Below are 11,921 nucleotides of genomic sequence, written 5' to 3'. Positions count from 1 at the left end.
TTATGGCACTGACAAAAGCTGAGATAGCGGCACATTTATCGGAAGAAATCGGATTAAGCAAACGAGAAGCTAAAGAGTTTGTAGAATCTTTTTTCGAAGAAATAAAATCAACTCTTGAAGCTGGTTCACCAGTTAAAATATCAGGCTTTGGTGGATTTGAGCTAAAGGATAAAGGAGAACGGCCAGGTCGTAATCCTAAAACTGGTGAGGACATACCTATAGAGGCCCGACGAGTTGTTACTTTTAAAGCGGGTCAGAAATTGAAAGAGTTAGTAGAAACGAGTCTTTCAGATAAGCCTAAAAAATAATTTATTCCCTTTTAAAGAAAGTCGCTTAGCGGCTTTTTTTTTGCCTCAAATTCGGTTGGAATATGAACTGAACCACAAACTTTTTCTGATATAACATTACAATTAACAATGACTTTTTTGATACTTTAATTTCGTTTATCAAAAGTCATATTGTCAATATTAAGATTGCATTGGGGTTTTCGTGAATAAGGCATTAATAAATAGAGCTCAGCTTTATGCTGTTGGGGTTATGTTTTTGATTGGGGTTTAAAGTAGTGAGTAAATATAAAAAAATAGTAGTGTTAACAGGAGCAGGCATTTCTGCTGAGTCAGGTATTGAAACGTTTCGTGCAAAGGATGGTTTGTGGGAAAAATATAAACTTGAAGATGTCGCGACTTTGGATGGTTATCAACGCGATCCTGAATTGGTATTAGATTTTTATAATAAACGACGCCATAGTTTTTGTTTAGGAGAAAATAAACCTAATGCTGCACATTATGCGTTAGCGGAATTGGAACAAAAATTTGAAGGAGAGTTTCTACTTGTCACTCAAAATATAGATGATTTGCATGAACAAGCAGGCTCAAAGAGCGTTATTCATATGCATGGTGAATTATTAAAAGTACGTTGTGCTAAAACCAATCAAGTCATTCCTTGGAAAACGGATTTAACCAGTGATGATTTTTGTACCTGTTGTCAATACCCGTTACCTTTAAGGCCTCATATTGTTTGGTTCGGCGAAATGCCCATAGGCCTAGATATTATTTATCATCATCTTGCGCAAGCTGATTTATTTATAGCGATTGGTACTTCCGGCACTGTTTATCCAGCAGCGGGATTTGTTGAAGAAGCTAAAAGTGCAGGAGCTGATTCTATTGAGGTTAACCTAGAGCGTAATGAGCATAGCCATTTCGATACCATACTAGAAGGTAAGGCGACTCAATTAGTGCCTGAATTGGTTAAAAACCTATTAGCATAAAATTAATCACTGGTTTTATAGTGACCAAAAGCTAAATAACCTGAAGCTTTGAAGGGTGGATAAGGGCGAGTCAACATTCTTAACTCGTTAATAAGCAATCAAAGGTTAATGTTTGTATTGTTCCATCTGGTTTTTTAAGTGCAAATTCAAAAGCAATTAACCACGAAGACACGAAGGGTGGAGAAGGATGAATCAAACGATGATTCCCTTACCCTATAATAAGTAATTAAAGTTTATTTTTTAGCTTGATCCTCATTTTTGATCTTTTCTTCGTGCTCTCTGTGCAGCGCAGCGGCTTCGTGGTTAATTGCTTTAAAATCAAAAGCTGATTAACCACGAAGGCACGAAGAGTTAAGAAGGATAAATCAAACCATGAAACCTATAACTTGTTAATAAGTAAAAATTTAACTTTTACGTAGATCCGCACCTTTAAATCCCTTTTTGAAGCCTTTCTTCGCAGCGGAACGGTTTCGAGGTTAATTGCTTTAAAATCAAAGGCTGATTAACCACGAAGAGTGCAGAAAGATGAATCAAACCATAATCCTTTAACCCGTTAATAAGTGATTAAAATTTACTTTTTAGCTTGATCTTCATTTTTAATCTTTTCTTCGTGCTCTCTGTGCAGCGCAGCGGCTTCGTGGTTAATTGCTTTAAAATCAAAAGCGAGTTAACCACGAAGGCACGAAGAGTTAAGAAGGATAAATCAAACCATGAAACCTATAACTTGTTAATAAGTAAAAATTTAACTTTTACGTAGATCCGCACTTTTAAATCCCTTTTTGAAGCCTTTCTTCGTGTTCTCTGTGCAGCGCAGCGGCTTCGTGGTTAATTGCTTTAAAAACAAAAGCGAGTTAACCACGAAGGCACGAAGGTTGGAGAAGATGGAATCAAACCATAAACCCTTTACCCCTTATCCCTTTAATAAATGATTAAAATTTACTTTTTAGCTTGATCCTCGTTTTTAATCTTTTCTTCGTGTTCTCTGTGCAGCGGAACGGTTTCGAGGTTAATTGCTTTAAAATCAAAGGCTGATTAACCACGAAGAGTGCAGAAGGATGAATCAAACCATAATCCTTTAACCCGTTAATAAGTGATTAAAATTTACTTTTTAGCTTGATCCTCATTTTTAATCTTTTCTTCGTGCTCTCTGTGCAGCGCAGCGGCTTCGTGGTTAATTGCTTTAAAATCAAAAGCGAGTTAACCACTAAGGCACGAAGAGTGCAGAAGGATGAATCAAACGATGAATCCCTTACCCAATAATAAGTGATTAAAATTTATTTTTTAGCTTGACCCTCATTTTTAATCTTTTCTTTGTGTTCTCTGTGCAGCGGAGCCGCTTCGTGGCTAATTGCTTTAAATTCAAAAGCAATTAACCACGAAGGCACGAAGAGTTAAGAAGGATGAATCAAACCATGAAACCTATAACTTGTTAATAAGTAAAAATTTAACTTTTACGTAGATCCGTACTTTTAAATCCCTTTTTTAATCTTTTCTTCGTGTTCTCTGTGCAGCGCAGCGGCTTCGTGGTTAATTGTTTTAAAATCAAAAGCGAGTTAGCTACGAAGGTAACAACGAAGGCTCGAACTGAAACAAAAAAACCTTAAAAAATGATAATAAAATAGCTCAGTTTTTTCCTTCGTAAGCTCTGTGTCGTGTCTTGATTTTGTCGTTAAGTACTTTTTAAAATCAAAACTCATTAAGCACCAAGCATAGTAAAGAAGGCGTGTTTAAAAACTTGTTAAGCAATGAGTTTTAATTAATCTTGTTTAGCTTTGAATGTACTTGAAAAGCTAACAGAACTCCCTACAATGATCCGCTGTTAAGCAGCTGTTATTCAATTTAGGGAAGTTAGTGTGTTATGAATTCAAAATATTTTGTATTAGGTGGTGATATTAAAAAATCACTGACCGAAGGGTATCGATTTGATCTGAAAAAGTTGTTGCTGGATGCCCTTAAAATTACGCGTAAACATTTCTTTCCTCTATTAACCGCTTGTCTATTTATCATGTTGGTTTCATTTGCTTTACTTAGCGTATTTCTTGATCAAGCAACGTCACTTGATGATCCTAAAACCATGATACTTTTCTTTATTTTTGCATTAATTGTCGTGCCTCCTTTGATGACCGGTATGCTGATGATGGGAGTTCACCATTCTGTGGGATTAAAAACCAAATCTTTTCACTTGTTTAATTATTTTAATATCATCTTTAAATTATCGTTAGCCGCGATGATCATCAATTTGATGACCAATGGCGCTAGTATGTTCTTAGGGCAAGTCTTTGGCAGTGTTGGTTTTGTGTTATCTGTTATTGTGTTGCTGTATTTAAAAATGTCTTTCTGCTTGGTTTATCCTTTGATTGCCGAGAAAAAAGTATCACCAGTGATGGCTTTAAAACTCTCATTTAAGTTGGTTCATAAAAACATTGCTCAATTTACCCAACTATTAATTATATTTTGTGTTCTTTTTATGATTGGCATTTTGACATCAGGCATTGGTTTATTATTCGTTATTCCTTTTTCTATCAACGTGATGGGGATTGTTTATCGTCAAGTATGCGGTGTTAGCATCTCAGTAACAGAAGCAACTGAAGGTTCAAACGACAACAATAAGAATGATGATGATAATCATCATTCTGGACCTAAAAACGGCGGCTTTGAAGCTTAACTCCAATACAAAGAAGGAAGGTATAATGCGACGTTTAGTACTCGCCATTTTATTGTCTAGCTTGACTTCATTGAGTCAAGCTTCAACCATTAAGCTTAATTATTCAGTGTTTTTTAGCTACATGAAAACGATGTATAAACTTGATTACCCCTATGTCACTACCGCCTTTTATTTAATCGATAGAGAGAGTAAAGCGCTATGTAAGATTGCTAATGCAGAGATGGTAGTTGAGAATGTTCGAGAGCCTATTTTGTTTGAATCAGCAGGACGTTTATTGCCTTTCTACTCTGATAAACATCGCAAAGACGGTGGGATGTTAGAAGTTGATATTGATGATAATAAAACATTATCTAGTTGTGACTTACAAATAACAGTGATGGCAAAAGAGAGTGAATTATTTAATTTAAACGAACAAAAACTCGCTGCTATTGATGAACAGTTAGAAGGGGTGATAAAGAAAAATGCAGGCATGATAGGGAAGCATTTTTTACCTACGTTTGCTGGTTTACGCCTTCAGTTTTTAGATCCAATTCCCGCATCCATGAATACTTCACTAAGTAGCGATGTTGAAAGTAGCGATGTTAAATTTGCTGCTAATGGTGATCTATTACTTAGCAAAGATGATTTTGTAAAAATTAAAGAAATAAATGAACTTAACCTTTCTGTGGTGCGTATAACCCCGTGGATGTTAAACGACTGACTTTATTAGCTTATCGTTATTGTGGCGGGTTGATTGTTGATTGGTTAGTCCTTGATGGGGTAATTCTTGATGGGTTAATTGAGGTGGCTGAATTTAATTGGCCTGCTTATTGCCCTTCATATTGACCTTTATACAGTTTAATTAACTGATGGTTATGTTTAAACGATAAGCTTGAATCGCGTAATTAATAACAAACTAATATCGTTCAAACACACTGCAAAACCAAATAAAATAATAAATAAAAATAGCAGCACTTAGGAGTGACTCTTGAAATTTACAGGTAAAAAAGCAATTCTTTTTGATTTAGATGGTACGTTAATTGACAGCGCACCGGATCTCGCATTAGCTATCAATCATATGTTAACAAGTATTGGTCGCGAACCTATTTCACCAACTATTATTCGTTCTTGGGTAGGTAATGGTGCAAGTATTCTAGTGCAAAGAGGCCTTTCTGGGCAATCACACATTGACCCTGACCTTGATCCTGAATTGCTGGCAAAAGCTTTGGCGATTTTTCTTGAGTTTTATGCTCAGAACTTATGTATAGATACTGTCACTTATCCACATGTACGTTCAACATTAAAAATATTAAAAGCTAAGGGCTATCAGCTTGCAATTGTAACTAATAAACCCTTTGATTTTATTCAACCAATCCTTGATGGTTTAGAATTAAATGGTTTATTTGAGCTTTTAATTGGCGGCGATACTTTAGAAAAACGTAAACCTGATCCGCTTCCTTTGCATTACAGCTGCGAAAAGTTAGGTGTTACCGTTGACCAGTGTGTGATGGTTGGTGATTCTAAAAATGATATTTTAGCTGCCAATGCAGCGAACATGCAGAGCATTGGTTTAAATTATGGTTATAACTATGGCGAAGATATCAACGAGCACAATCCAGATATCAGTTTTGATGACTTTGCGGACATCATTGCTACTTTCTCAGATGTTAATCAATATGAATTAACAGAGTAAATAAAGCTTCAGTTAATTTTTGATAAAATCTAGCCATATTATTTTTACATATGGCATGAATTAAACGTAAATATAAACGGTTTTAAAATGACTAAGAACGAAATGTCAGATAAAAAAATTGCCATTATCGGTGGCGGTATTGCTGGAGCTTCAATTGCACTTTATTTAAGTGAAATAGGCTTACAAGTTGATTTATTTGAAAAAGGGACGAGTTTAGTAAATGGACCTCCTATTTGTCACCTTCATGCTGGTGGTAATTTATATAGGGAAATTTCAGAAGAACAATGTGTAACGTTATTAAAAGAGTCTATAGAAGCACTGCGCTTATATCCTGATTCAGTTGATTATCGCCCAACAGTGATTGCGATCCCTGAACAAGATCCTGGGCAACCGATGGAACTTTTACCTCGTCTAAAGCGATTACAAAGTGAATACCAAGAGCTAATTGATGAAGATGCTGATAATCAAGTGCTTGGCAAAGCGAGCGACTATTATCAACTGTTTGAGTTGGAAGAATTACAACAGTTAGCGTTACTAGATGAGCATCCAGTACCTAGCACGACAGAGCAATGGATGATTCCATTTGCTAAGCATGTTGATCTGTCTTTATTAAAATTTCCTGTTGTTTTAGTTCAAGAATTTGGTTGGAATGTATTTCGCTTAGGCGCCACAGCTGCGCTCTCTTTAGAAAAGAATGCCCATTGTCAGGTGCATCTAAATGCTAAAATCACAAAAATCGAACAAACTGTTGATAAAAAATGGCAGTTAAGTTGTGATGAAAGTGGTCATAATAGCCAACAGAAGTTTGATTATTTAATTAATGCAGCGGGCTTTAAAACCGGTGAAATTGATGATTTAGCTGGTTTTCATCGTCAACGTTTAGTCGAGTTTAAAGCTGCCTATGTCACCAAGTGGCAGGGTACCGGAGGTTTATGGCCTGAAGTTGTTTTTCATGGTCAACGTGGAACGCCCGAGGGCATGGCACAATTTACGCCTTATGCTGAAAATTTAGTACAGTTACATGGCATGACAGAACAAATTACATTATTTGATAATGGACTTGTTGCTAGTGCTGACAATAGCTCTCAGCCTCAGTTAGATGCGCAGTTTATTCGTAAAATAGATAAAGGTTGGTTAGCCCAAGAGGTTGCAGAACGCGGGCAACGCGCAATTGCACACTTGGCTCGATATATTCCTGTTTTTAAAGACGCGAGTGTAGAAGGTAAGCCGCTATTTGGAGCACAACAAATACCAGGTGAGGATGCTTCCCTGCGTGCCGCTGGTGTATCTTTTGAAGATGATAATTATGCACGTTGTGAAATAGTCAAAGCGTCATCTGTATTAACGAGTGCCGATGCGTTAACTGAAAAATTGGCAGAATTGGGTTTTGTTGATAAAGGCTTAGTGGGGTCACGTTTGTTTCCTGTGACACGCTCTATTACTGATCAACAAGTAACGGAGCGTTCAGAGTGTTACACACAGCAGCGAGGGTATCCGCTGGCTTTAGCTCATAGGACAGTCAAACAGTCATAATAAATTAAACCTTAAATGACATAACTCAAAGCAAATAACCAAAAGCAAACAAAAAATCCTATGACTCAACTAGTCATGGGATTTTTTGTTTTTACATTTATGTTCTTGAATTACTTTTCTATCAGCATCATTATTAACGCCTGATTCTTAATGAGTGATACAAATATCACCTCCTAACATATTGAGTATATTGTGAATAATACTTCAACCGAAGAGACCCATTTACAGAACAAGTCTAATCCAAAAGAAAAGCTTAAAGCCTTCAATAGCTTATTACCTATATTTTCCTTTATAAAACCTTATAAGTTAATGCTTTCATTGGCACTGCTTGCTTTATTAGTGACGGCCATTATTAATTTGTCTTTAGGGCAAGCAGTGAAATCTGTTATAGACAATGGGTTTATTGCAGGCTCAGAGCAACAGTTACAAGCAACTATTTTAGGCTTGGTTTTTCTGGTTGGTTTATTAGCGGTAGGGACGTTCAGTCGCTTTTATTTAATGTCATGGTTAGGTGAACGGGTGAGTGCCGATATTAGAAAGGCGGTTTTCAATCGCATTGTCACTTTACATCCCAGTTACTTTGAAGAAAATAGAAGTGGCGAACTAATGTCACGCTTAACCACTGACACTGCGTTATTACAATCCATTATCGGTTCTTCATTTTCCATGTCGTTACGCAGTTTATTTCTGTTGATTGGCGGATTGATCATGTTATTTGTCACCAACTTAAAATTGTCTTTAGTGGTTATTGTCGCCGTGCCTTTTATTTTAATACCGATGCTCGTTTACGGTCGAAAAGTGAGAGCCTTAGCTGAAACGTCACAGGGGGCAATTGCAGATATTGGTACCTATGCTGGCGAGATCATTCAAAACATTAAAGTGGTGCAGAGTTATACGCATGAAGCCAGAGAGCAAGTCGCTTTTGGTAATGAAGTTGAAAAAGCCTTTGTGGTCGCAAAACGTAGAGTGAAACAGCGTTCGTTTTTAATTGCCATTGTGATCTTTTTAACCTTCGCGGCTATCAGCAGTATGTTGTGGATTGGTGGCATGGATGTACTTTCAGGTAAAATGACAGGCGGTGAATTAGGCGCCTTTGTTTTTTACGCCATTATAGTTGCGACGTCGGTGGCCACCATCGCAGAGGTTTATGGTGAACTTCAACGTGCCGCGGGTTCAGCAACGCGCTTACTCGACTTATTAAAAGTAGAAAGTGATATAAAACAACCTAACCGAACTAGTGTGATGAAAGCACAATCATCATCAGCGATTACTTTTGAACAGGTCAATTTTTCTTATCCTTCTCGACCAGATATTGCCGCGCTACATGATATTAATTTAGTGATCCCAACAGGAAAAACAGTCGCGTTAGTAGGGCCTTCTGGCGCGGGGAAAACAACACTGTTTGAATTGTTACAACGATTTTATGACCCGCAACATGGTCAAATAAAGTTTAATGATACGGATATTACTCAACTGGCATTAACCGACTTACGTGATGCGATGGGAATGGTACCGCAACAGCCGATCTTATTTAGTTCTGACGTTTGGCATAATATACGTTACGGCAATCCACAAGCAACGGATGCGCAAGTCATCGAAGCCGCAAAACGCGTTCATGCTGATGAATTTATTAATGAGCTACCACAGGGTTACGCAAGTTTCTTAGGTGAGCAGGGCGTGCGGTTATCAGGCGGACAAAAACAACGTATTGCCTTAGCAAGAGCGATTTTAAAAGACCCTAATGTTTTATTATTAGATGAAGCCACCAGCGCGTTAGATGCACAGAGTGAAAGCCATGTGCAAGCGGCACTGAATGAGCTAATGGCCAATAGAACTACACTGATTATTGCGCATCGCTTATCTACCGTGATCGATGCAGACTTAATTGTGGTGATGGATAAAGGCAGAATTGTTGACACGGGCGATCATCACTCACTATTAACCAGTTCGACTTTATATAAGAGGTTATGTGACTTGCAGTTTGATAAAAGTAACTTGAATAAATAATGGGATTGGTGAAAGCTTTAAATGAGGAAGAGAGTTAACAATAAAATTGTGGTTCTTACTTTTCCATTCTCTATTTATTATCTGGGGTTAACCCCATTCCATCTAACCAGCCACAATAGTGTTGCAACGCTTTTTTTTTGTTCATAAAACCTCGGCTTTTTTAATAATTCAGCTATTAGCCGAACACATAGTGCAGGGTTATTACATTCAAAAGCGAATAATCGGCGATTATATTTTGTATTGTATATTAGGTCTGTTCATTGTATCAGAAGCATATTGGTCGCTGTTCTGTCGTTTCTAACTCGCAAAGGGGCACAAACTGCCCTAGGATTTATCTGCTATTTTAAAATTTGTAACGTCAGCTGTTCCGGCAAAGCGGACATTATTAGTAAGTCGCTTTCGTCCCTAAGGGAAGGGCAAGATTACGAAGCCGTACTTTAAATTTGAAGTTTTAGACTTATCTATTTGAAGGCATTTTTTGAGAGTTAACTCTATTGATCTGCACTAGGAAAAGGAGCACGTTGAAGATCATTTCCTGATGTGATCATATACTTCTTTTTATACGATGTAGAAGTTATATGAGCCAAGAAATGAAGAGAAAGTTATTGTGGCTGTGCGGCCTTTCGACCTAAGTCTATGCCAGAACCAAAAACATGTGCTCAGTAAAAGTATATTAAATACTTTATATAAAAATTTATAAGGCGTGTTGTCCCCCGAAACGAGCCAAATCGCCAATTTATTAATGTCTGCTTTAGGCTCATAGTGGACTTTTAAATTATGACCCATGATATCCATTTCTAGCTCGTATATGGATTCCACCTGTTTTACAACGATTAAGTTTCATAAACAGATAAGATGCGTTCGTATTTACGGCTTTTTATTGAGAGAGCTACCCTCTAGCCTAAGATGTTTACGCACCTATTATCCTCATCGCTTTGACAGTCTATTATGACTCCCGAGCTAGGCAGGTTTTAATAGGTTGGTCTTACCGTTTATGCTTCATCATTGTTGTAAAATTGGGTAAAGCTATTTTTCTGAATTAACGTGTTTTAATTTTTTATTATGTTACTAATAATTTTTGTTGGTATTTAGTTTCATATCTCAAAATAGCCCAAGCCGTTCTAACTGTTTTATTTGCTAATGCAATACAGGTTCTATTTATACCTAATCGCTCCCTTAATTGTATTAACCACGCTTGTTTTAGTGTTATTGGCTCATAACGCTGCAAATAGTCACTGGAAATAGTAGTAAGGATTAATATCATTTGCTCGGCAAGCCATCACTAAACTATATAAATTCGCACTGGCTTTGGCTCCACTAATTGATGTAGAGAACATCTGGTGTCACCACTTTTACCTTTCTTCACAGCTTTTTAAATTTTTGAAGATTATATAATCCATTATCCATGTGATATTCATCGCATTTGTATATTTATTTTTCCCCGATTTTATTCAATTTATTTCTATGCCTCGTTTTACCCCTTTTAATGTTAATTAAATGTTAAATGGTGTGTGTTTTTATGTTAACAGAAGTAGGGGGGATTGAGTTTTATATTTTGTATTGTCGTTTATATGCACCATTTATTTATTTTGTTAAATAAATGTTAATGAATTGTTATTTAATTGGGTTTTATTTATACATTTTTTTAACATTGTTGGTCGTAGATCCCATTACTCATCTACTAAGTAAATTTAATTTGATTAAAGAGATTAAAATCATTCTCGTAATTAAATAAAGCGTTCACTTATATAAAAAAGGATGACTAACAATGAAAAGTAAATTTATTAAAATTGCTGCATTAAGCCTTGTATTTGCAACATCGGGTATTCAAGCGAAAGACTATGAAATTGTTAATGTAGTTAAAATTACTGGGATCCCTTGGTTTAATCATATGAATAAAGGAGTAGAGCAAGCTGCTAAGGATTTATCAGTTAATGCTTATCAGTTAGGTGGATCTTCGGTTGATCCCGCTCAGCAGGTTAAGATAATCGAGGATCTTATTGCTAAAGGTGTTGATGCAATCACAGTCGTTCCAAATGATGTAAAAGTACTTGAACCCGTTTTTAAAAAAGCCAGAGAAAAAGGGATTGTTGTTTTAACACACGAAGCACCAAGTGGTCATAATGCAGATTGGGATATTGAAACGATTGATAATACCTCTTATGCCAAAACAACGATGGATGCCTTAGCTGAAGGTATGGGCAAAAAAGGTGGTTATATCATGTATGTGGGCTCGCTAACGGTCCCTTTACATAACAATTGGGCTGATGTCGCACTTGCTTACCAAAAATCTGAATACCCAGATATGTACGAAGTTTCATCACGTATGCCAGTGTCAGACAGCATAGAAGACTCTTACGCAGCAACAAATAATTTAATGAAAGCACATCCTGATATGACCGGGATTGTCTCTTTTGGCTCATTAGGTCCAATTGGTGGAGGAGAAGCTGTTAAAAAGAAACGCGCTAAAAACAAAATGACGATTGTGGGTGTCACAATGCCGAAACAAGCATCTCCATATTTTAAAAGAGGTGAAATAGACAAAGGTTTCTTATGGAATCCTGCAGATGCTGGTTATGCGTTAGTGGAAGTGGCTAAGATGATCCTAGATGGAAAAAAAGTTGCTGATGGCGTCACGCTAGATAAGTTGGGTGCAGCAAAAATTGACATGGAAAATCGTGTGATTAATTTTAATAAAATCCTAGTCGTAGATAAAGACAATGCAGATAAATTAGGCTTCTAAAGCTAAAAATATAACAGAGCATCTTACGGTGCTC

Annotated in this window: 8 protein-coding genes; all 8 read left to right on the top strand. The window is 36.7% G+C overall.

The annotated features are described in order from the left end of the window. Positions 1–2 precede the first annotated feature (2 nt). The 8 genes from MT390_RS11690 to MT390_RS11655 all read left to right on the top strand — a co-directional run bounded on the left by MT390_RS11690 (position 3) and on the right by MT390_RS11655 (position 11,887). The gene (locus tag MT390_RS11690; RefSeq protein ID WP_028870016.1) at positions 3–308 is read left to right on the top strand and encodes an integration host factor subunit alpha; all 306 of its coding nucleotides are present in this window, start codon (positions 3–5) and stop codon (positions 306–308) included. A 254-nt stretch (positions 309–562) separates the two neighbouring features. Further along, positions 563–1,267 (top strand): Sir2 family NAD+-dependent deacetylase, encoded by a 705-nt coding sequence (gene cobB, locus MT390_RS11685; protein ID WP_499441294.1) that lies wholly within the window; start codon positions 563–565, stop codon positions 1,265–1,267. A 1,858-nt stretch (positions 1,268–3,125) separates the two neighbouring features. Further along, the gene (locus MT390_RS11680; RefSeq protein ID WP_166372810.1) at positions 3,126–3,932 is read left to right on the top strand and encodes a DUF2189 domain-containing protein; all 807 of its coding nucleotides are present in this window, start codon (positions 3,126–3,128) and stop codon (positions 3,930–3,932) included. A gap of 25 nt (positions 3,933–3,957) precedes the next feature. Next, on the top strand, positions 3,958–4,632 hold the full coding sequence (locus MT390_RS11675; RefSeq protein ID WP_499441293.1) for a DUF2987 domain-containing protein: 675 nt from the start codon (positions 3,958–3,960) through the stop codon (positions 4,630–4,632). A 267-nt stretch (positions 4,633–4,899) separates the two neighbouring features. After that, a complete protein-coding gene (locus MT390_RS11670; protein ID WP_499441292.1) occupies positions 4,900–5,604 on the top strand; it encodes a phosphoglycolate phosphatase in 705 nt (234 codons plus the stop codon). Between the two features lie 87 nt (positions 5,605–5,691). Continuing rightward, positions 5,692–7,137 carry an FAD-dependent oxidoreductase gene (locus MT390_RS11665; RefSeq protein ID WP_499441290.1) on the top strand — a complete coding sequence of 482 codons (1,446 nt, stop codon included), beginning with the start codon at positions 5,692–5,694 and terminating at the stop codon, positions 7,135–7,137. A gap of 192 nt (positions 7,138–7,329) precedes the next feature. Beyond that, a complete protein-coding gene (locus tag MT390_RS11660; protein WP_166372814.1) occupies positions 7,330–9,144 on the top strand; it encodes an ABC transporter transmembrane domain-containing protein in 1,815 nt (604 codons plus the stop codon). Between the two features lie 1,768 nt (positions 9,145–10,912). Continuing rightward, the gene (locus tag MT390_RS11655) at positions 10,913–11,887 is read left to right on the top strand and encodes an autoinducer 2 ABC transporter substrate-binding protein (RefSeq protein ID WP_499441288.1); all 975 of its coding nucleotides are present in this window, start codon (positions 10,913–10,915) and stop codon (positions 11,885–11,887) included. Positions 11,888–11,921: the final 34 nt, after the last annotated feature.

The organism is Vibrio sp. 2-Bac 85 (assembly GCF_037546705.1).
Taxonomy (GTDB): domain Bacteria; phylum Pseudomonadota; class Gammaproteobacteria; order Enterobacterales; family Psychromonadaceae; genus Psychromonas.
Note: the sequence above shows the minus strand (reverse complement) of the source record. Positions and strands in the feature narration are given on the sequence as shown.